Source organism: Mycobacterium sp. Dal123C01, from assembly GCF_052566995.1.
Window position 1 is genome coordinate 3,434,230 of record NZ_CP199580.1, and the last position, 21,688, is coordinate 3,455,917.

A 21,688-nucleotide genomic window follows, 5' to 3' on the forward strand; every position below is an offset into this window, starting at 1 on the left:
GGTGGGCTTCGCGTGAGCCGACGCACGTTACGTCGACGCCGAAACGGGGAACCCCGCGGGCTGACCATCCTCGAATTGGCGGAAGGAAACTCGTTGTTCTCGTACCGCTCGCGGCTCGGCACCCGGTTGGGGCCCTACGAGCTGCGATCACTGCTCGGCACGGGCGACACGAGTGAGGTATTCAAGGCCTACGACACGGTTAACGACCGGATGGTGGCATTAAAGCTGGTGCGTGCGAAGATCGCGAGAGATTCTGGTTTCCAGCAACGCTTTTGGCGAGACATTCCGTTAGCGGCGCGATTGCAGGAGCCGCATGTCATCCCGGTGCAGAACTTCGGCGAGATCGACGGAGTGCTTTTCGTCGATATGCAGCTGGTCGAGGGGGGCAGCCTCAGGGACCTGCTGCGCGAGCAGGGTGCGCTGGAGCCCTCGCGCGCGGCGTCGATCGCCGGGCAGGTCGCGCGTGCACTAGATGCCGCGCATGCAGGCGGGCTGGTGCACGGCGCTGTGGCGCCGGAACATGTGCTGCTCACTCGCGACGACTTCGCTTACCTCGTCGACTTCGGCGTTGGGCGTTCGGGCTCATTGGCTTACACGGCGCCAGAACGGTTCAGCGGCGGGTTTGGGCCGCAGACGGACGTCTACTCCTTGGCGTGCGTGCTCTACGAGTGCCTCACCGGTCAAGCGCCGTTCGAGGGGGCGGAACAGGAGGTCAGGGACGCGCACCTGTTTTCGCCGCCGCCTCGGCCCAGCATCATGCGCCGGGGGATCGGCCGGGGTCTCGACGACGTCATCGCCGGCGCCATGGCAAAGCGGCCCGGGGCGCGGTATTCGTCTGCGGGGCAGTTCGCCCGAGCTGCCAGAGAAGTAGCGTCCCCGGCCTACGAGCCGGCGCCTGCCGGGGCTGGTGGCGGCCTTCCTCGGACGCGGCCGTTCCCTGCGATCTATCCGAATCCGGACGACTCGGGGTACAGCCCGTATGCGCCTTCGGAGGCTTCCGGACCAGCGCGTCGTGTCGTCCGGGTCCCTGTGCCGGTGGTGGTAGGCGCCGCGGCGGTGGTGGTGTTAGTCGCCGGTTTGATACTGGCGGTGATATCGGTCTTCGGCACTGATCACCATGGGTCGCCGCCCCAGACGCCGACGGCCGCACCGCCGGCTCCATCGGCTTCGCCTGCGCCCAAGACTCCGACGCTGTCATCACCCGTGCGGGGTGCCGACGGGCTGGGGTTCGTCGGCGAAACGGCCCGGTGCGACCCGGGGAATCCGCCGGCCGCTGTGGTGCGGACCGGCAAGTCGCTCGCCGTGGTGTGCCAAAACCTGAGCGGCACTTACTACTACCGCGGGGAACGCATTCGCGATGGCGCCCACATCGAATTGTCCAACGCGGAACGCGTCGCGGATGGATTCGATGTCACCAACCCGGTCGACGGCGTGCTCTACGAGATCCGTCCAAATCGGCTGCGAATCCTCAGCAACGGTCACGTCGATTCGTCAGAACGTGTGTTGCAGTACGCGACGGCGTCGTAACTACCACGGGCACAACGTGTTACGGCTGCGGCTGCTCTAACAACCGCAAGGGGTGCAAGCCATCGACTGCGCCGACGAACGGCGGATGGATGCTGTAGCCGATCATGCGTTGAATGTCATCGGAGACCGTTCGCGCGACGTCTCGCGGTATCGAGAGGGTGAAGGCCTCCATCGGTCGCAGCCACGGTTGGCAGTACTGGGCGGTGACGGCAAGCCGCGCGTCCTCGGTGGTGTTGGCGCCGCCGCCGTGCCACAGCGTTCCCACGAAGAAGACGCACGAGCCGGCGGGCATGACGACCGGCAGCGCGGCATCCTCGGGGCCGGGCGGACGTGCTTCCCAGCGATGGCTGCCGGGGAACAGCACCGTGGCGCCGTTGTCGGCGGTGAAGTCGTCGATGGCCCAGATCGTCGCTGCGGTCAATGGCGCCCGCGGCCGCGGAATCGGGTAGAACCCGTCGTCATGATGGGGCAGCTGCGCGGCCTCCCCGGGCTGAACGTTGATGGCCTGCAACGCCGAAAGCTGGTAGTTGGCCATCAGGAGCCGATCGAGCAGCGCCAGCACCCGCGGATGATCGACAAGTCGGTCGCACACGCGCGTCCTGCTCAGCACGCTGTAGATGCGCTGGGTGCGCCGTCCTTCAAAGGCGTTGCGTCCGGTATGACCGAGCCAGGGGCCGACCACCTCGCGGATCTGCTGACAGTCGTCCGCGCTGAGCAGGTTCTCCCAGATGACGTAGCCGTCGCGGTCGAGGGCCGCCATGTCGGCGTCGACGATCGCGGGGTCGACTGAGGCGCCGCTGCTCGGTGTCCACTTGTGCCGGCCCGCCAAGTCGCTTTTGAGGTCGTCCAGCGTCGTGACGGGGTCGTCATCGATGCTCATGTATTCGACAGTGGACCCAACTGAACCAGTGGTCAAGTGACGTGGCTTTGGGCGATGGCATGCTTCTCAACATGGCGACCGTCCCCGAAACGGTGTACGCGCGAGACGGCGATGCTCATCTCGCGTATCAGATCGTGTCCGACAACGGTCCAGATCTTCTCTTCATCCCAACCGGCAGCTTCCCGATCGACTTGCTGTGGGACGACCCCACCGTCGCCGGCCACCTGCGCCGGCTGGCATCGTTCAGCCGGCTGATCATGACCGACCTGCTCGGGGTCGGAAGCTCGGATGCGGTGCCTGTCCACGACCGTCCGGCGATGCAGGTGTGGACGGATGGGCTGGTCGCGGTGCTGGATGCCGTCGCGAGCGAGTGTGTGTCAGTGTTCGCGATGGCCGAGTCGGCGCTTCCTGTCATGCTGCTGGCCGCGAGCCATCCGGAGCGGGTGCGATCGTTGGTGTTGTGGAGTGCGTACCCGCGGTTTCTGCGAGCCCCCGACTATCCCGACGGGATGCCCGAACCGGCCTTCACCCGGTACATCGACTCCTTCGGCAACAACGCCGGGACTGGTGCATTGGTGGATTACTTGGCGCCCAGTTGGACAGGCGACGCCGTCAAGCGGCGCTGGTGGGGGCGTGGGGAGCGCCTGGCGGGCGGCCCCGGTTACTTCAAGGACATCCTCGACCTGTACCTGCGCACCGATGTTCGGCCTGCGGTCGAGAGCATTCAGGCGCCGACGCTGTTGCTGCGCCGCCGCGGTGACCGCCACGTGCTTGGCGGCCACGCTCGGTACCTCGCCGACCGCATCCCGCAGGCGCGGTTGGTGGAGCTCGACGGGGACGACGACATTTGGTTCGCCGGCGACGCCGACCAGGTGCTGGACGAGATCGAATCGTTCGTCACCGGCGCCCGTGCGGCCACGCCGACCAACCGCGTGCTGTCGACCGTGTTGTTCACCGACATCGTCGGGTCGACCGAACACGCCGAGGCTCTGGGCGATAAGGCTTGGGCGGCCGCGGTCGAAGCGCACAACGAGATCGTGGCCAAATATGTGGCCAGCGCGCGGGGCGAAGTCGTCAAGTTCACCGGTGACGGCGTGCTCGCGACCTTTGACGGGCCAGCACGAGCTATCAACTGCGCGTGTGCGATTCGAGACGCGGTGCAAGACCTCGGGTTCGAGATTCGCGCCGGCCTGCACACCGGTGAGGTGGAGATGGTCGACGGTGACGTGCGCGGGATCGCGGTCCATATCGCCGCGCGCATCATGGCGCTCGCGGGGCCGAAGGAGGTGCTCGTGTCGGGCGTGATTCCGCCGCTGGTTCTCGGGTCGAGGATCGCGTTCGATGACAGAGGCAGCCATACGCTCAAGGGCGTGAGCGATCCCTGGCCGGTGCTGGCGGTCGTTTAGCCTCGCTTGGCTCCGGGGGTGAAGGTGACCGGCAGCTCGCCCAGCCCCGTCATGCTCGGATTGCCCACGTATTGGCGAACGTTTTGGACGTCGACCTCGTAGTCGGGGATGCGGTCAAGGACCGCCCTGACCATCACTTCAGACATGAATCGCGCGAGATGCGAGCCGATGCAGCGATGCGGACCGAGACCAAAGGCCAAGTGGCGGTTGGGTGTTCGATCCAGAATGATTTCGTCGGGTCGCTCGAATTCTTTGTCGTCGTGGTTGGCCGCAAGCCAGCTGATGATGACCTGATCGTTTTTGCGTAGTTGTTGGCCTTTGAGTTCGACGTCTTTGGTGACCGTCCGACTCAGAGACGTGTTGACCGTGAAGTAGCGCAGGAATTCGTCGGTGGCGGTGCGGTAGAGCTCCGGGTGATCGATGAGTTGTTGTCTCAGGTCCGGGTGAGTGCCGAGATGTCTTAGCGTGAGCGCGGTTTGGGAGGTCGTGGTGTCGACGCCGCCGGCGATCAGGTTCCACAGAATGTTGAGCAGCTGGGCGTCGTCGAGGCGCTTGCCGTCGAATTCGAACTGGATGAGGAAGCTGGTCAGGTCTTGTTGTTCGTCGGCCCGGCGGGTCGCTGTGTGTTGGAGAACTTCCTCCATCATGGCCGGGACTTTGGCGATGGCGTCGGCGTATTCGGGGCTGTCCTGGGAGACGGCCATGACGGAGTGAAAGAGCTTGGCGTAGAGCTGCCAGTTGTCGAGAGGCAGGCCCATCATTTTCATTGTGAGGATGGCCGGAACCGGGCTGGCGTAGTCGAGGACGAGATCCATGTGGCCATTTTCGATGTGCTGATCGAGGAACTCCTGGGCTTTTTCCTCCATGAACGGCTTGAGTTTCAGGACAGCGCCGGGGGAGAAGAACGGGGCCAGCGCGTGCCGTAGGGCCAGGTGGTACTCGCCGTCGACCTCGCCAATACCGAGCGCCGGTTGGCCTTCCGGGCGGGGGACGCCCATCTCGCCCTGGTAATCGACACCGTCTTCAGCGTTGGGTTCGTATCTGTGGGAGAACGTGGCGTCATCGCGGGCCGTTTGGCTCACGGCGTCGTAGCTGCTGAGGTACCAGAACCCGTCGTAATTCGTGTTCCAGGCGACGGGGCAACGTTGCCTGACCTCGGCGTTGACCATCTGCTGGTGGAGATTGAAGGCGTCGGAGTGGTGGTCGAAGTCGACGATCGCGTCGTGCGCGATGCCGGGGCGTGTCGTCATCGAAAAGCCTTCTGGTGGCGGGGTCTCTGCATCAGCAGTGTGGTCGCTTATTAAGCTAACTTTGCAATTATTACGCTTTTGACTCCGCCGAGGCTACAGAGGTTGTAATGACTGATTACCGAACGGTTTTCAACCACGTTGGCTTATGCGTCGCGGATCGCGAGCGGTCGCGCCGGTTTTACGAGGGTGTGCTCGGCTTCCAGTTCTGGTGGGAACTGGAACCGCCGGACAATCTCACCGCCCAGGTGGTGCAGCTTCCCGAGCCGCTCGGGGTGCACGCGACCTATCTGGTGCGCGACGGCTTTGTGCTCGAACTCATCGACTACTCGAAGCGTGAAGTGCACGCCGGACCGGAGCGGGTCATGGATGCGGTAGGGCTGACCCATATCTCATTGTCAGTGTCCGACCTCGGTGCCGTGTTGGCGAAGGTTGTGGAGTTCGGAGGGACGATCATCGATGCGGCGGTGTCGGAAGCGATGGCGATGATCCGGGATCCGGACGGGCAACTCATCGAGCTGGTTACGGATGGATGGCTGGCGGCGTTGCCGCCGCGGCCGTAGGGCGAGTTACTTTAGCGCTGTGGCCGCGACGCTTTCGTGGCCATCTCGTCGCTTGCGAGCAACGACTAGTAGTCGGTCTGTGGCCGGAGCGGTTCGCGGGCCTGGAATCTTGGCCCGGTCGATTGTCGAACCCTTCCTACTCGGAATGCCTTGGTTCCAACGATTGGAAAAACTCGTACTCAACCGCGACATCTTCGACAGTGCGCAGTGTGACCGCCACCCCGAGTGAGTTTTCCTTTAGTAGCTCGCAGAGCCGGTCGCCGTCGATCAGGTCGATCGGTGGAGCGCCGTCACGTCTGGATTCTTTCCGAGCATCGCTTGTAAACGTCCCCGTGGTGATCAGCAGGCCTTTGTCGCCGCGACCTGCCATCGCTCCGCGGAAATCGCGAACGGCGGATGCACTGACACTGCCTGAGTAACGCTTGCACTGGAAGAACACTGGAAAGCTGAGTAGTGAAATTTGGTATACCCCAAGGCCATCGATTCCGCCGTCGCCGCTCCGACCTGTAACCACGGCGCTCGAGAAGCCTGACTCGCGGAGTAGCCGTTGTGTCAGATGCTCGAACGCTGATGGGGACATGGACAGCAGGGTCTCCAGCAGTTTGTCCTTCCAGTCGACCTCAGCCTCCACCTCAATCTGGTCGATCTGGTCACCTATATCGCGCTTTGCGTTAGATTTCCTGACCTTCGATTTCTTCCGGTTTTCGGCCACCAGTTCAGCATGTAAGGGCTTGATATCCGCCTCGGTTACCTCGCGGCCGTTCTCAGTGACGCTCCATACCGCCCGCTGGCTGTTAGTGAGTAGCCCCATCCCCTTGAGGTAGGTGCGTGCCCAAGCCAACCGGTACTGGATCTCGGTCGACGGGCCATCGCCATGGAGCACTCCTTGTACCTCTAGCGAGAAAGCTTCTCGGTCGGCAACCACCGCATCCAGTTCACCAATAGAAGCCGAGCCGCCTAATTCGATGACTGCCTGGAGTGCAGGCCAGAGTAGGTCGTTGTAGGACGGAACCTGAATCGGCAACATAGGGGCAGCATGCCAAAGGCCGAAGACCCGCTCTCATCGACCGGTAGATTCAGAGGTCGAGTCTGGCGGGCGTAGGTCGCACCCACTGTCGAGCCGGCCTGCGACAAACGATCTACACTTCACGCCGTCCCGCCTCCTCCAGTTTTGAGACCTCGATTTGTAAGCTGGGCGAGTCCGAGTACGAGCCCGTTGGCGGGAAGAGTTGGTGCGAATGAGCAACCGCGACGCGCCGGGCGGCGCCAGGATTTCCACCCGATCGATACTCCGCGCGAGCAATGGCAACCAAATCAAAACCCGCACCCGAGTGCGTGACCTCGCCGAGGTCTATACGCATGAGCGCGAACTCAACGCAATGCTTGACCTGATTCCGGACGTGTTCCCGTCAAGCGAGGACCCCGCCAACCACGACAGGACCTTCCTCGAACCGGCCTGCGGCTGCGGCAATTTTCTAGAGGCGATACTTCGACGCAAGCTCTGCACCGTTACCACGACGCGTTACGGCTGTGGAGAGCGTTACGAGCACCGTGTCCTTCGCTGCTTGGCCTCGATCTATGGCATCGATATTGATCAAGAAAACGTGCTGGAGGCTCGTGACCGACTGCGAGCTACCATCGTCTCCCACTTCTTCGAGGACTTAAACACGCAGCTGTCGCCCGAGCTAGCCACGGCGGTGGACGCGATCCTGAACACCAACATCGTCCGGGCCGACACCCTTGCTGATGCGCACAAGCTCGAACTCGTCGCCTACCATCCGGGCATCGGCGGCACCTTCACCCGTGAGTGGTCCTGCCTCGAAGAGCCCGAAGGTCAGCTTGATCTATTCGGCATTAGCCGCGGCGAGCCAGAGAGAGATGCGGTGCCCGTCCACTACCGCGACCTGGCCGCCCACCCAAAGCCCACGGTCGTTTCTGGAAGGTGACAGTGACCGGCGCGCTGCACACGAAGTTCGGGCCGCATGTCCCGGATATCCTCGACTGTCTCGCGCAGTTGTCGAATGACGAGGTGCCGACACCGCCTAAGGTTGCTCGGGCGATGCTGGACATCCTTCCGACAGAGGTGTGGGGTGAGCCCAACTACCGCTGGCTCGATCCGTGCTGCAAGTCGGGAGTTTTGCTTCGAGAGATCGCGGCGCGGCTGCTCGACGGGCTATCCGGTTGGCAGCCTGACTTTACGAGACGTCGCGACCACATTTTCCGCAACATGGTCTTCGGAACTTCGATCACGGCGATGACCGGCCATATCTCGCGTCGCAGTCTCTACTACTCCCGTGACGCTTCCAGTGACGTTTCGATCGTCAAGTTCGCTACCGAGTCGGGGAACATTCCATTTGTTCCGGCTCAGCACACATTTGTTAACACGCGTTGCTCGATCTGCGGCGCCCCTGACAGCCTCGAGCGTGAAGATCGAGAGAACTACGCGTACTCGTTCATTCACCAGGCGTACCCAACCAAGGAGCTGAAAGGCATGAAGTTCGACGTCATCGTTGGCAACCCGCCGTACCAGATCGGCACGGAGGGCTTTGGGGCCACGGCATCCACCATCTACCACCGGTTTGTCGAAGCTGCGATAGCCCTTGAGCCGCAATACGTTTTGATGATCACCCCTTCGCGTTGGTTCTCCGGCGGAAAGGGGCTAGACGACTTCCGCAATCGCATGATCAACGACCGACGCCTTGCAAAGATGGTCGACAACCCAAAGATCTTCGATTGCTTTCCAGGGGTCAAGATCAGAGGCGGTGTCAGCTATTTCCTGTGGGACCGCAATCACAGCGGCGACTGCGAATTCTCAACGCGGATTGACGGGAAAGTTGTGTCTGTTGAGACACGCGACCTGCGTGGGGGTGACGGCGTACTTCTTCGCGACAACCGCGCAATCGGAATCATCGAAAAAGCGACGTGCGGCGCGAGTGAGCGGGTAGAGGCTCGCTGCACGGTGACTAAGCCATTCGGTCTGACAATGCGTTCGAACTATCCTGGCAGCGTTACGGAGCCGTTCGACGGCGCGATTCCGCTCATATACGGAAACTTTGTCGGGTACAGCCGAACGGACCAGATTCAGCGCAATCATCAGTGGATTGACCGCTGGAAGGTTCTTCTGCCGCGAGCGTCGAGCGGCGACACCCCTGTCGATGACCAGGGACGCATCGTGGATGTCGTCCTTGGAGAGCCGATCGCTCTCGCGCCGGGCTCGGCGTGCGTGCAGACCTATTTCATCGCAGGCATGTTCGATACCAGGGAGGAGACGGAGAATTACGCACACTACCTGGCGACGAAATTCGTGCGATTCCTCGTCCTCCAGCGAAAGACCACCCAAGACGTCACCCCAGAATGCTTCCGTTTCGTCCCAATGCTCGACATGACGAAGCAATGGACGGACGCAAATCTCTACGACCACTTCAGTCTGACGGATGAAGAGATCTCTTACGTCGAGGCGAGCATCAAGCCACGGTCGGTCAACCTATCCCTCGGCTCGCCCATACCAGCATCGCATCTCCCGGGGGGGCACAAGTACCGCGTCACCACCGAGGAAATATCAGCCGAGGAAGAGGTCGACGAGTGACGACGGTGCCCGGGGAAGCCCTGCCGTCGGAGGAGATCGAGACGGTTGGCTCCGCAAGTGTCCCGCGCCGCATCTACGCCTACACGTTGCCGGGCAAGGACAATACGCAGTGGCAGCGGACCGTCGGGCAGGCCCACGTCACCGGAGTAGGGCTGATCAAGGTTGGTGAGACGACCAAGCCCAACGTCCTGGATCGCATAAAGCAGCAACTCGGCACCGCTTACCCGAATCTCGACGGCGTGAAAATATTGCTCGACACGGAGGCCAAGACAAACGGCGACGCCTTCTTTCGGGACCATGATGTCCATCGCGCCCTCGTCGCCAAAGGCATACGCAAGGACCATGAGTGGTTCGAAGCGACGCTGGATGAGGTGCAAGCGGCGGTAGTGGCAGTCCGTAACGGCACATCCTTCGATTCGAACCGGACCGCGGACTTCGGGATGCGTCCAGAGCAAGAAGAGGCGGTCGCGCGCACCGCCGGGTATTGCCGCTCCCATGCCCCAGACGAAATGCCTCCAAAGTTCCTGTGGAACGCCAAAATGCGCTTCGGCAAGACCTTCACTACCTACCAGCTCGCCCGTGAGATGGGTTGGACGCGTGTGCTCGTTCTGACCTACAAGCCTGCCGTACAGACAGCATGGAAGGAAGATCTGCTCTCGCACGTGGACTTTGAGGGGTGGAAGTTCGTTGACCGCGAGAGCTCCGGCACCGAACGGGACAATGCAGCGGACGATCCCGATCCCCTCGTCTGGTTTGCGTCCTTTCAAGACCTCAAGGGTCGGGATGCCGACGGGAAGATCAAAGAGCACAACGAGGCAATTCACCTGATCGATTGGGATTGCATTGTCTTGGACGAGTACCACTTCGGCGCCTGGCGAGACTCGGCCCGCGATCTATACGACCCCACTGACACGGCCCTTGCAGAAGAGGAGGAGCCGGAAGAGAGCGTCACCGAGGAAGACCTTGGCCTGAGGAGCGCCCACTACCTTTACCTCTCCGGCACGCCGTTTCGGGCCATCACCAACGGTGAGTTCACCGAAGACCAAATTTTCAACTGGACTTACACCGACGAGCAGCGTGAGAAAGAGGAATGGGACCCGTTACAAGGCACGAATCCCTACATCGACCTACCCGGCATGCAGATCTACTCGTACCAGATGGGCGACCAGGCCGAGGAATGGGCAGCGGACGGAGAGTTTAACGGCTTTGGCCTGACGGAATATTTCAGGGCGAAGAAGGTGAATCCCACCAGTCGGTCGACTGGTCCGGGTGCGTACGTCTTTGAGGACGAGACTCGTGTCGCCGACTTTCTAGAAATGCTCAGGGGAAAGCTGACGGACCAGATGAAGGTCCAGATCATCTCAGGTCAAAAACCACCGTTCCCGTACGAGGCACCGGTTTTCGCCAAGGCCACCACCCACTCGGTCTGGTACATGGCCGATGTCGCTGCTTGCTTTGCCCTGCGCGACGCGTTGGAGAATCATCCGTACTTCAGCGGCTTCGAGATTGTCGTCGCGGCTGGCAGCAGGGCTGGCCAGGGCGCCGCCGCCAAGCCACCGGTCGAGGACGCGATCGACAGAGCCACTAAGAACCACAGGTCCGGGTCCATCACACTGTCATGCGGCAAGTTAATGACCGGGGTGACGATCCGCGAGTGGGGCGCAATACTTATGCTCCGGTCACTGAAGTCACCGGAGTCCTATTTTCAGGCCGCGTTCCGCATACAGTCGCCGTGGGCCTACCGCCGGCCTGACGGCTCCGTGGATGTGCAGAAGGAGACCGTTTACGTTTTCGAGTTCGACCCGAACCGCGCGCTATCGCTCGTAGCCGAATACGGTATGCGGCTCGGCGCGCTCGGCGACATCACTCCGAAGGATGCTGTCGGACAGCTCCTCAATTACCTTCCGATCTTCGCCTTCGCCGGTGGCGCGATGACTCGGCTTGACGCGGCCGAAGTGCTCAACTGGGCCACCGCCGGCGTCGGCGCGACTGCGTTGGCGCAGCGGTGGAACTCACCCGTCCTCGTGAACATCAACGAGCACACCCTCGCTGCGCTCCTTGGACAGCAGAGTCTATTAGACGCTCTGGAGCAGATAGAGGACTTCCGGAACCTGGCACAGACTGCCCAGCAGGTCGTCACATCGTCCAAGTTGTTGAAGCAGGTCAAGAGGGCACAGGGGGGCAACCTTACTAGGCAGCAGAGGCAGGAGCAGACCGAGACCGCCAAGCGACGGAAGGAGATTCGGGAGAAGCTGCAGAAGCTGCTCGCCAAGATCCCAGTCTTTATGTATGTGACAGACTTCCGCGAGCAGGCCTTGAAGGACATCATCTTCGGCGCTGACAGCGCCCTCTTCGAGCGCGTCACCGGCATAACTGTGGATGACTTCGAGCTGCTCAACAGTATCGGCGTCTTTAACCCGATCCACATGCACTCCGCGATCTACCAGTTCAAAGCATTCGAGGACAGCAGCCTCCAGTACGCAAACGAACCAGGTGCCGCGGTCGAGAAAAGGCCAATCGGCCTGTGGGACAAAGTGCTCCAGCCTGGCGAGTTGTTGGAGAATGCGCTCGGCGACAATGATGCCGCAGCGGCCCCGTGACCGTGGGCGGCAATCTGCTCACGCATCGTGGGCAGCGGTCGCACCGTGCGCTTTATCGACAGAGCTGATCCGCATCCTGCGATCCAGAGGTTCGAGTCTATCGACGTAGATGTAGCGCGTCATTGAAATCTCCTTTCAATGCTTGTGTCCTGCCCTGATGCGATATCGGATGTTGAGCAGAGCGTTCGCGGTTCGCGGTCATCTGCCGCTGGAACGCTTCGGAAATATCTTTGGACACTTCGCTGACTACAGAAGAGTCGAGTCGCGATTTGGTTCACCGTGAAGCCACCGGCACGTAGTTCAAGTGCTTCCTCGGCGCGACGCGACGAATTGTGTTGTGGGGCAACCGATGTGAACGCGGACGCGATGATGTCCCGATCGCCGGGGCGAGGCCCCCGTACCAGCCAAAACGAACTTCTGGGTCTTCGAGTGTCGTCCCGTAGGCCAGGCACCCGAGCCGGACGGGACATCTGCTTGCTCAGCTAGTCATGCACGTACTCGAAGATCATCGTCGTCCCTGTCATGCTTTGCGAGATTCTGGCGCGCGCGTCGTATCACCAAATCAGTTGTATGCGGTGCTTCCCGCGACTGGATGAGTTGTGCTGATGATTTTGGCGGCGCAGTGATCTCGATCAAATCCCTGGCTTCTGCACCATGCCAGCGCACCCGCGGAGTCCTGAAATGTAACGCCTGCCACGGTGACCCAGAAGTCTGGCCCCGAAAAGGTCGACCAATCGCCCGACCAGAGCAATTTCACGCCCGGGTAACGCTGCCGGAGCTGCAAGTGTTCCTGCAGCGTCAGCGCGTTGTCCCATACGACACCGTTGTCGACGACCCCGGGACGCTTCGAGCTAAGTTGGGGGACCCAGCGGTCAGCGAGATTGGCGTATACAAATGGGCGGTCGTCACTGGCGATCTGCCGCAGTTGCTGCACGGGATCTCGGGGTGCAGATGTGACGGTGGTGGGCATTTGGGCCGGCCGCGTTGATGACGACGGCGTCTCGTACGCGGTTGGTACGGGGTTGGAGTAGGGCACCAGTGACGATGTTGATGGCTCCGAACTCGAATTTTGATTGGCGAGAAGGCCGATCACCACCCCAACACCGCCCAGCACAAGTGCTGCAGTGATTCCGATAACGGTCACGATTACTAACTGTCTTGAGCGCCCGTCTTCACCAGTGCCCACAGCGGTCGGACCTGTTGCCGGAGCCTCATGTTGGGCGTTAATGGGAGGGTAACTGGCTGGCCCGCTAACGTATTGAGGGGCAAGCAGTGTATCTGCCTGGGGCAGCGCGGGTCCTGATGAAAGTGCGCGCTTTGCGGCGCGTCCCAGTGCTCCGGCACTCCCGTAGCGGTCGTCAGGATGTTTTGCCATGCCGCGAGAAATGACGTCGTCAAACGATGACGGAATGCGAGCATTTACTGCACTGGGACGCGGGGGCTGTGATGACAGGTGAGCGCCGATAACTTGTTCTGCGCTATGAACCGGAAACGGTTTGGCGCCTATCAGCGCTTCGTAGAGCACGCAGGCCAGTGAGTAGACGTCGACAGCGGACGTCGCTTCCCCATCACCGAATCGTTCGGGAGCCATATAGTCAAAGCTGCCAACTTGATAACCCGCCATCGTCAAGCGCGTGTCACCCGTGAGCTCTGCAATACCAAAGTCCACCAAATATGCGAAGTCATCTGGCGTCACAATAATATTCTGCGGCTTCACGTCGCGATGGATTAGCCCTTGGGCATGAGCAGCATCCAGCGCCGCCGCGATTTGCCCGATGATTGCCACCGCGCGCTCAGGATCAAGCACCCCGGTTTTGATCAGGTCATGTAAGGTCTCGCCCCGGACCAGCCGCATGTCGATGTAGAGAACATTGTCGATTTCGCCCCAATCGTGGATTGGGATGACATGAGGCTCTTGAAGAACTGCGGCAGCACGCGACTCGCGCAAGAAGCGAGCGCGATACGCCCCGTCCTCTGTGTACTGATCCTTCAGGAGCTTCAATGCGACGGTTCTACCTTTGTCTGCGTCGTACGCCTCGTAGACCTCACCCATCCCGCCCCTGCCGAGTAGGCGCCTAATTTCGTACTTGCCGAACGTCCCGCCGACGAGCGACTTCACCGCACCTGATCCCTTCTTTGGTGCAGTCAGTATCCGACGAATGGCTCGGCTGCGCAGACGTTTGCCCAAGAAGGCTTGTACACATGTGGTGGGTGTGACGGCCACGTTGCGGTTGTGGCCGGCGCGTCCTCAAGGCAAACAGGCAAACTGTTGTGCGACAGTCATTCTGCGAGATACCCGGCGATCGCGCAGTCGGCGACTTCGTAGGCACTTGTGGTGTGCACCCCGGCAGCGGCGAAACCCGCATCGAGGCGTCGGCGGATTCCCACCCGCGCGGGAACTGAATAAAATTGTGCCCGTCGAGGTCGGAATGGGTGATGAGAGCTGCACTACTAACCCGCTCAATATTCGATTGTGTGCTCTCATGTCCCTGGGCCCAATCACGTGGGGAGTATGCAGTGGCGCTATCTGAATACGAGCGAGAACAACTCAAGAAGGTCGCCGCGCACAAGGAGCGCACCCTCAGGCGTAAGTCGCGTCGACTATTTCCCGTCACATTAGACGGCAGGGCTCCGAGGTTGTTCGGCAAGGTAGCGAAGCTGCCGGGCCTTCGCGAGGCGAAAGACCAGGGCGCGGCATTGTTGGACGCAACGGCCACGGGTGCGGGCAAGTTCATGACCAGAACGGCTCAACTGACGACTTCTGATACTCACGTCATCGGTGTCTATGCGAGGAAAGGTCATTCGGTAGCTCTTCTCGAAGACATCAGCAAGCTCGACCTGAGGACGATCGACGAGGTGGCTTCATTCGCTCTCCTGCATCACGCCTACTCGATATCTGCAGCGCTAGAAGGTGCAGCGGCTGGTCTCGCCATCAACAGCGGCGAGGTACTAGCCACTGCCGGTGCGGTCGCAACTGGCGGAGTTGCGGCTGCGCCGGGACTAGGAAGCGTCGTTGCGGCGATGGGTGTGGATGCCGCAGCGCTTTTGACCGCGTGTACCGGTGTAGTGGCGCGGGATGCTCTCTACTACGGTTACGACCCCCAGGATCCCGCCGAAGAGATCTTCATGATGCAAGTCATCGGGTTAGCGCTGGCAACGACAGCGCCAGCGAAAGCCGCTGCCTACCAACAGCTTGCGAAATTGACGGAAAGCCTTGCTCGACACGAGGTTTGGCATCAGCTCGATCAGCAGACGTTCGACAAGGTGGCTCAGAGGTTCGCCGTGGAGTTCAGCCACAAGCTGATGGAGAAAAGGCTTTTTCAGCTTGTCCCCGTCGTCGGCGTCGGGATTGGCGCCGCCTTGAACTGGAAGACGGTCGCCGAAATCGCCGATGCTGCGTACTGGGTGTACCGCGAGCGCTTCTTGTACGAAAAGGGCGGCGGTGTCGAGCCCATCGCGATCGATGTTGATGTCACCGGCGATGGCGAAGACTCTGACGACGGTGCGATTGATGTCATCGACATCCTGACGTCGGAAGGCGTCCAGATCGAAGGCGTCGATACCGACGAAGAGTGACCAAGCGAACGAAGGACGGGCGCACATGGACCCCATTGCAACGGCGGACGCGATTGCGGCCGAGGCACATGCGGGCCAGGTCGACAAGGCCGGTATGCCCTACGTGGGACACGTCCGCAGGGTGGCGTCCTACGTGGATCCCGCCGACACCGATGCCGTGGTGGCGGCGTTGCTGCACGACGCCCTTGAGGACACTGGCATCGACGCGGCGGAACTGAGCGATCGCGGAATCCCGCATGTTGCGATCGACGCGATCGAGCTGCTCACCCGCCGCAGTGACCAGCCCTCGGCCAGTTACTACCAGCGCATCAGCGAGCACCCGACCGCCCGGGAAGTGAAGCTCGCCGATCTGGCCGACAACACCGATCCCGATCGCCTGGCCACCCTGACCGAGTCCGACCGCGCCCGGCTGACGCAGAAGTACGGGGCGCTTACGCAGCGCTCGGCGCCGACTTCGACGACGGGGCCCGACGCAGATCCCCTGCAGCGCACTGATTTTCAGTTCTCGACGTAACGGGCGATGGTGTCGACGAGCGCCTTGACGGCGCCGGTCTGCGACTCGGCGGAGGCCAGATACAACGTCCACGTCAGCGCCGGGCTCAACGGTATGTCCTGACTTGGCTCACGATTTGGGGTTGGCGGTGGTCGCGGTGGGTTGACTTGAACGTCCGCACCGTGAAGACCGCTAAGGCGCATGACGATGTGGATCGTGCGCGGTCGAGCACTTCTTGGCAGTTGATGACCGCCAATTCCCGGCACGGTTTGGGCGGCCGAGATTTGTCGTACCCGGCTGCGATGATGAGGTCATGTCTGGGACCGCATCGTCTAGCGCCGTTGTATCGCGCCCTGATGAGCGGCTTGAGGTGTTGTTCGACGAGTTGGCGGAGTTGACCGGTCAGCGCAACGCCATCGACGGGCGCATCGTGGAGATCGCCGCCGAGATAGATCGCAACGAGCTGTGCGGCGCCACCGGCGCACGGTCGGTGGCGGCGTTGATGGCCTGGAAGACCGGCTCGTCATCGGCAAACGCGCACACGATCGGCACCGTCGCGCGCCGGTTGGCGGAGTTTCCCCGCTGCGCGCAGGGCATGAAGGAGGGTCGACTGTCGCTCGATCAGGTCGGCGTCATCGCGGCGCGGGCGGGCGAGGGATCCGATGCGCACTACGCGCAGCTGGCCGACGTCGCGACGGTCAGCCAGCTGCGAACCGCGGTCAAACTGGAACCGCGACCCGAACCCGATTCTGCTCGGCCGGACCCGCAGGCCTCGATCACCAAGACCTCCGACGAGGAGTTCAGCTGCTGGCGGATCAAACTTGCGCACCCCGACGCGGCGAAGTTCGACGCGGCACTGGCGTCTCATCGTGATGCCCTGATCGCCGAGTGGAAGCGCGATCACGACAATCGTGGCCGCGCCTGCGATCAGGTGCCCCCATTGCCGGGCACTGTGGAGGCGTTTATGCGCCTGGTCGAGACGGGATGGGATACGGAGGCGGCCCGCCGGCCCCACGGGCATCACACCACCGTGGTGGTGCACGTCGACGTTGAGCAGCGCGCTGCGGCGCTGCATCTGGGCCCGCTACTCAGCGAGTCTGAACGCCGATACCTGAGCTGTGATGCCACCTGTGAGGTGTGGTTCGAACGTGACGGCGAGGTCATCGGCGCCGGGCGAGCGACGCGGCTGATCAACCGGCGGCTTCGCCGCGCGCTGGAGTACCGCCACCCAACGTGTGCGGTTCCCGGCTGTGGCGCCACCCACGGTCTGCACGCACACCACGTCCGCCACTGGGAAGACGGCGGTCTGACCGAGTTGCCCAACCTGGTACTGGTGTGCCCCTATCACCACCGGTTGCACCATCGAGGCGTCATCACTATCACCGGACCGGCAGACGACCTCATCGTCACCGACAGCTCCGGCCGACGACTCAGTCCGGGATCGCTCGCGCGTCCGCCGAACCTTTCCCTGCCCGATGTCCCACCGTGCCCCGGGCCCACCGGCGAACGCGCCCACTGGTGGTGGTACGAACCCTTCCAGCCCCAACCACCACCAACCAACTAGGTAGCTCACCGCCGCCGTCATGACCAGCACCTGATCAAAGCTCAAACGGGTTGGGGCATCAAGAAATTCGTTCGCGATACGCGCAGCAACCGCATCTTGAAATTCAAGACTGACAACCAGACCGCACCGCCGCTGAACCGGTATCCAAGGCCCTCATCACAATCCGCGCCGACGTGTGTACTAGCGTGAGCCAACTCGGGCCGACTTTGACGCCGGGGCTCGGCGCAGATCTCATGCGGCACAGTGATTTTAGTTGTCGACATAACGACTGATCGTGTCGACAAGTGCCTTGACGGCACCCGTCTGAGACGCCGCGGAGGCCAGATACAGCGTCCACGTCAGCGGCGGGTCCAAAGGAATTACGCGTAAATCCGGAAACCGGTTGGCCGCGCTGATGGGCAGAACGGTGGCTGCCAGTCGGTGCCGAACAAGCTCGGCGGCGATCGCATAGTCGGCGACTTCGTAAGCACTCGTCGGCTGGACTCCGGCAGCGGCAAAACCCGCATCGAGGCGCTGGCGGATTCCCCACCCCCGCGGGAAGTGAATGAAGTCTTGCCCGGCGAGGTCGACGAGTTCCACGCTACGGCGATGCGCCAGCGAATGGCTGGATTCGCAGACGAACACCATGTGTTCGTGGGTCAGTTCCCGCACGGCAACCAGCCGCGACGGCGATGAGGAGATCGAGACCAGGGCCAGATCCATTTTGCCGTCGGCAATCGCGTCCAGATGTCCGGCCGACCCGGTGAGGCTTTGCCGCAGCTGCACAGTCACCAGCGGGTGCAGGCGACGGAACTCCTCCAGGACGGCAGCCAGGTCCAACGCCCCCCACGACATCAAGGTGCCCAGGGTGACGGTGCCGGTCAGCTGATCGCGGTAGTCCGCCACCGAGGATCGCGCCCGCTGAACAGTGTGGATGACTTCCCGCGCGTGCTGCAGAAAGACCTCGCCGGGCGCGGTGAGCACGATTTGTCGCTTCGACCGGTCGAACAGCTCGACACCCAGCTCCTTTTCCAGCCTGGCCACCGACGCCGACAGTGCCGATTGCACGACATGGATTCGCTGGGCCGCCCGGGAGAAGTTCAGCTCGCCGGCCACCGCAACGAAGTACTCCAGCTGCCGCAACTCCATCCGAGCAATCTATCGCGAATCACGATTGTTCTGATCGATTTCTGCCGTTGGACGCGATCGGTCTTTGGGTGTTGTGTTGAGGGCAGTAGCGGATGAGCATCAGTTCACAGGAGGACCCAAGATGAGGGCTTTACGCTTCAACCAGTTTGGTGACCCGGATGTCCTGCACATCGCGGATCTGCCCGACCCGCACGCCACAGCCCAGGAAGCGGTGATTCGCATCGAGGCCGCATCGGTCAACCCCTCCGACGTGAAAAACGTTGCCGGCCAAATGGACTGGACGGTGCTGCCGCGCACCCCCGGACGGGACTTCGCCGGGGTGGTCGTCAGCGGGCCGGCCGAATGGCAAGGCGCAAAAGTGTGGGGCACGGGCGGCGACGTCGGGTTCACCCGCGATGGCTCGCACGCGGAGCTAATAAAGGTGCCGGTCGAAGCGCTGGCCCGTAAGCCGGAAAAACTCACCTTCGACGAAGCCTCCACCGTCGGCGTCAACTTCGTCGTCGGCTGGCACGGCGCGGTCGAGACGGCGCAACTCAAAGCCGGCGAAACGATCGCGATCTTCGGCGTCTCCGGGGGAGTAGGCGGCGCCGTCGCACAGATCGCGCACGCGCTCGGCGCCACGGTGATCGGCGTGGATCGTCGCAAACCCGCCCCGGAAACACCCGCCGCGAGCGTCATCGACGACTTCGTCGTCTTCGATCCCGACGCCGACGTCGCTACCGAAATCAAACGACTCAACAACGGGAAAGGTGTCGAGGTCGTCTACGACGCGGTCGGCGGCGTGACCACAAAGGCGGCGCTCGCCTCATTGGCCCACCGCGGCCGGCTGGTGGTTATCAGCGCCGTTGGCTCGCCGACAGTCAACATCGATCTAAAAGATCTGTATCACAACGAAACTCGGATCCTGGGCGCCGACAGCGGCAAACTCAGCGTCGTCGACTCTGCGCAACTATTGCAGAAGATGTTGCCCTACTTCGAATCTGGAGAGTTCCGGCCGCTTCCCATCGCCGCCCGGTATCCCCTCGACGAGAGCGCAGCCGCCTACGACGCGGTCGCCGGCCACCTCGCCGGCCGCGTCGTGATCAACCCCTGAATCCTCAAGAAAGGCAAGGACATGTCGAGCAATCTGACCGAACAAACCATTACCGAGGCCGTGCAACGGACCTTTGACACGTCCAGCGACGAACGCTTTAAGCACCTGTTCGTCAGCCTGGTGCGGCACATTCACGACTTCGCCCGCGAGGTGCGGCTGACCGGAGATGAGTGGTTCACCGCGATGGACTTCATCGAACGGCTCGGCAAAATCTCCAGCCCGACGCGCCAAGAGGTGGTGCTGGCCTCCGACATCCTCGGTCTGTCCATGCTGCTGGACACGATGAACGAGAACCCCGGGGGATCGGCCACCGACTCGGCCCTGCTCGGCCCGTTCTACGTCGAAGGCCGCCCGACGGCGAACAACGGAGACGACATCTCCAATGGCGTTGCGGGCACACCGATGTTCGTCACCGGCCGAGTCGTCAACGAGCAGGGCGAACCGATCGCCGGCGCCCGCGTCGACACCTGGCACAGCGACGGTGAGGGGTTCTACGACGTTCAGCAGACCGAGCAGCTGCACAACGAGTTGGCGATGCGCGCCCTGCTGACCACTGATGACAAAGGCGAGTTCTGGTACCGCTCGATCACGCCGCGCTATTACCCGGTGCCCACCGATGGCCCCTGCGGGGAGATCATGCGCGCGGCAAATCGATCCGTCATGCGACCACAACACGTGCACTTCTGGTTCCACGCCGACGGTTACCACTCACTGATCACCCAGCTGTTCCTCAAAGACGATCCCTACATCGGGCGCGACGCGGTGTTCGCGGACCAGACCTCGCTGCAGGCCGACTTCGTGCGCCGCGAGCCGGGCATCGCGCCGGACGGAACGAACGTCGACGAACCCTTCGTCACGCTGGACTGGACGTTCACGCTCGTCGCCGAGTGAAAGGATTGCAACCATGACACGCATCGCGCTCGCCGACCTCGAACAGCAGCCCGACTCAATTCGCGAGTGGGCGGGCCGTCGCGGCAACCTCAATGTCTTCCGGCTACTGGCCAACGCGCCCAACGTGTTTCCCGGGTGGTCGCACATGGTCGACGAGCTATTCGCCAGCCCCACCTTCAGCGCGCGCATGCGGGAAGTGATCGTCCTGCGAGTGGCCCACCTGCAGGGCTCAGCCTATGAGCTCGCCCAGCACGTACCGCTGGGCCGCGCGGCCGGGCTCACAGAGCAACAGCTCGACGCCCTCGCCACCGGTGATCTCGACGGCGCCGGATTCAGCGCCGACGAAACCGCCGCCCTCGACGTCATTGCCGAGTTGTGCACCACCCACCACCTGCGCGACGAGTCCTTCGCCGCCGCCCGGGCCGCCTTCGGCGACGCGGCGCTCACCGAATTGCTGATGATCGTCAGCTGCTACTACGGGCTGGCATTGGTGCTCAACGCGGCCGACTTGGACATCGACACCACAGCCCGGTTCCAGGCCTAAGAGGGGAAGACGATGACTCGCATTCCGTACCGCCGGCCCGAAGACATGACCGAGCAGGCCCGCGAATTGACCGAGGAGCGCGGCAATCTCAACGTCTACCGCGCGCTGGCGAACGCGGAGAACGCCTTCACCGGCTGGATGCTGGCCGGCCGCGACGCCCTGACCAGCCCGGTGCTGTCGCGGCGGCTGCGCGAACTGGTGACCCTGCGCACCGCATACCTGATGGACTGCGCCTACGAGCTGGGCCAGCACCGAGACGTCGCGCGCACGGCCGGTGTGAGCGCCGACGAGATCAACGCCGTGACCACCGAGTCCGATTGGCAAACCGGCTATTTCGACTCGACCGAACTCGCGATCCTGCAACTGACCACCGAGCTTGTGACCACACGCGGGGTCGCGGCCCCGCTCGTCGATCAGGTGCACAAGGCCCTGGGCCCGGAAGCCACCGTGGAAGTGCTGATGGTCATCGGCAGGTACGCCGGTCTGGCGTTGATGCTCAATGCGCTCGACGTCGACCTCGACGAAACCGCGCGGCTACCGACGATCCCCAGCGACACCCGGAGTTAATTTCGCACAGGTCTAACGACGCG

18 protein-coding genes are annotated in these 21,688 nt (G+C 62.4%); 13 read left to right on the forward strand and 5 right to left on the reverse strand.

Going from position 1 to position 21,688, the window contains the following annotated elements; translation table 11 throughout:
* Window positions 1-75 precede the first annotated feature (75 nt).
* On the forward strand, window positions 76-1,527 hold the full coding sequence (locus ACTXG5_RS16195) for a serine/threonine-protein kinase (protein WP_445164449.1): 1,452 nt from the start codon (window positions 76-78) through the stop codon (window positions 1,525-1,527).
* 19 nt (window positions 1,528-1,546) lie between these two features.
* Here the strand turns inward: ACTXG5_RS16195 and ACTXG5_RS16200 are convergent, their stop codons facing one another.
* Window positions 1,547-2,407 (reverse strand): phytanoyl-CoA dioxygenase family protein, encoded by an 861-nt coding sequence (locus ACTXG5_RS16200; protein ID WP_445159774.1) that lies wholly within the window; start codon window positions 2,405-2,407, stop codon window positions 1,547-1,549.
* Window positions 2,408-2,478: 71 nt separating this feature from the next.
* Between ACTXG5_RS16200 and ACTXG5_RS16205 the strand changes: the two genes are divergently transcribed.
* Window positions 2,479-3,813: an adenylate/guanylate cyclase domain-containing protein gene (locus ACTXG5_RS16205; protein ID WP_445159775.1), complete on the forward strand. Its 1,335-nt coding sequence runs from the start codon at window positions 2,479-2,481 to the stop codon at window positions 3,811-3,813.
* Here ACTXG5_RS16205 and ACTXG5_RS16210 read toward each other — a convergent pair.
* Window positions 3,810-5,063 carry a cytochrome P450 gene (locus ACTXG5_RS16210; protein WP_445159776.1) on the reverse strand — a complete coding sequence of 418 codons (1,254 nt, stop codon included), beginning with the start codon at window positions 5,061-5,063 and terminating at the stop codon, window positions 3,810-3,812. The two genes, ACTXG5_RS16205 and ACTXG5_RS16210, sit on opposite strands and share 4 nt — an antisense overlap.
* Before the next feature lie 107 nt (window positions 5,064-5,170).
* Between ACTXG5_RS16210 and ACTXG5_RS16215 the strand changes: the two genes are divergently transcribed.
* Window positions 5,171-5,623 carry a VOC family protein gene (locus tag ACTXG5_RS16215; RefSeq protein ID WP_445159777.1) on the forward strand — a complete coding sequence of 151 codons (453 nt, stop codon included), beginning with the start codon at window positions 5,171-5,173 and terminating at the stop codon, window positions 5,621-5,623.
* A gap of 136 nt (window positions 5,624-5,759) precedes the next feature.
* Here ACTXG5_RS16215 and ACTXG5_RS16220 read toward each other — a convergent pair whose 3' ends face one another.
* Window positions 5,760-6,650 (reverse strand): restriction endonuclease, encoded by an 891-nt coding sequence (locus ACTXG5_RS16220; protein ID WP_445159778.1) that lies wholly within the window; start codon window positions 6,648-6,650, stop codon window positions 5,760-5,762.
* A gap of 211 nt (window positions 6,651-6,861) precedes the next feature.
* Between ACTXG5_RS16220 and ACTXG5_RS16225 the strand changes: the two genes are divergently transcribed.
* The 3 genes from ACTXG5_RS16225 to ACTXG5_RS16235 are packed head-to-tail and all read left to right on the forward strand — an operon-like array spanning window position 6,862 to window position 11,809.
* Window positions 6,862-7,569, forward strand: coding sequence for a type III restriction endonuclease subunit M (locus ACTXG5_RS16225; RefSeq protein ID WP_445159779.1), 708 nt, complete (start codon window positions 6,862-6,864; stop codon window positions 7,567-7,569).
* 2 nt (window positions 7,570-7,571) lie between these two features.
* Window positions 7,572-9,209: an Eco57I restriction-modification methylase domain-containing protein gene (locus ACTXG5_RS16230; RefSeq protein WP_445159780.1), complete on the forward strand. Its 1,638-nt coding sequence runs from the start codon at window positions 7,572-7,574 to the stop codon at window positions 9,207-9,209.
* Window positions 9,206-11,809 (forward strand): DEAD/DEAH box helicase, encoded by a 2,604-nt coding sequence (locus tag ACTXG5_RS16235; protein ID WP_445159781.1) that lies wholly within the window; start codon window positions 9,206-9,208, stop codon window positions 11,807-11,809. The genes ACTXG5_RS16230 and ACTXG5_RS16235 overlap by 4 nt, the downstream gene beginning before the upstream one ends.
* 562 nt (window positions 11,810-12,371) lie before the next feature.
* On the opposite strand, the gene ACTXG5_RS16240 is transcribed toward ACTXG5_RS16235, so the two are convergent.
* Window positions 12,372-13,928, reverse strand: coding sequence for a serine/threonine-protein kinase (locus ACTXG5_RS16240; protein WP_445159782.1), 1,557 nt, complete (start codon window positions 13,926-13,928; stop codon window positions 12,372-12,374).
* Window positions 13,929-14,326: 398 nt separating this feature from the next.
* Between ACTXG5_RS16240 and ACTXG5_RS16245 the strand changes: the two genes are divergently transcribed.
* The 3 genes from ACTXG5_RS16245 (at window position 14,327) to ACTXG5_RS16255 (ending at window position 17,442) form a co-directional block, all read left to right on the forward strand.
* On the forward strand, window positions 14,327-15,385 hold the full coding sequence (locus tag ACTXG5_RS16245; protein WP_445159783.1) for an EcsC family protein: 1,059 nt from the start codon (window positions 14,327-14,329) through the stop codon (window positions 15,383-15,385).
* A 25-nt stretch (window positions 15,386-15,410) separates the two neighbouring features.
* Window positions 15,411-15,899 carry an HD domain-containing protein gene (locus ACTXG5_RS16250; protein ID WP_445159784.1) on the forward strand — a complete coding sequence of 163 codons (489 nt, stop codon included), beginning with the start codon at window positions 15,411-15,413 and terminating at the stop codon, window positions 15,897-15,899.
* Between the two features lie 292 nt (window positions 15,900-16,191).
* The gene (locus ACTXG5_RS16255; protein WP_445159785.1) at window positions 16,192-17,442 is read left to right on the forward strand and encodes an HNH endonuclease signature motif containing protein; all 1,251 of its coding nucleotides are present in this window, start codon (window positions 16,192-16,194) and stop codon (window positions 17,440-17,442) included.
* A 249-nt stretch (window positions 17,443-17,691) separates the two neighbouring features.
* Here the strand turns inward: ACTXG5_RS16255 and ACTXG5_RS16260 are convergent, their stop codons facing one another.
* Window positions 17,692-18,570, reverse strand: a complete 879-nt coding sequence (locus ACTXG5_RS16260; RefSeq protein WP_445159786.1) for a LysR family transcriptional regulator — start codon at window positions 18,568-18,570, stop codon at window positions 17,692-17,694.
* 121 nt (window positions 18,571-18,691) lie between these two features.
* Between ACTXG5_RS16260 and ACTXG5_RS16265 the strand changes: the two genes are divergently transcribed.
* Genes ACTXG5_RS16265 through ACTXG5_RS16280 form a run of 4 tightly spaced genes read left to right on the forward strand, consistent with a single transcriptional unit; the run spans window position 18,692 to window position 21,665 of the window.
* Window positions 18,692-19,663 (forward strand): quinone oxidoreductase family protein, encoded by a 972-nt coding sequence (locus tag ACTXG5_RS16265; protein WP_445159787.1) that lies wholly within the window; start codon window positions 18,692-18,694, stop codon window positions 19,661-19,663.
* A 21-nt stretch (window positions 19,664-19,684) separates the two neighbouring features.
* Window positions 19,685-20,554, forward strand: a complete 870-nt coding sequence (locus ACTXG5_RS16270) for a dioxygenase family protein (protein WP_445159788.1) — start codon at window positions 19,685-19,687, stop codon at window positions 20,552-20,554.
* 13 nt (window positions 20,555-20,567) lie between these two features.
* Window positions 20,568-21,098, forward strand: coding sequence for a carboxymuconolactone decarboxylase family protein (locus ACTXG5_RS16275; protein WP_445159789.1), 531 nt, complete (start codon window positions 20,568-20,570; stop codon window positions 21,096-21,098).
* Window positions 21,099-21,110: 12 nt separating this feature from the next.
* Window positions 21,111-21,665, forward strand: a complete 555-nt coding sequence (locus ACTXG5_RS16280; protein WP_445159790.1) for a carboxymuconolactone decarboxylase family protein — start codon at window positions 21,111-21,113, stop codon at window positions 21,663-21,665.
* Window positions 21,666-21,688: the final 23 nt, after the last annotated feature.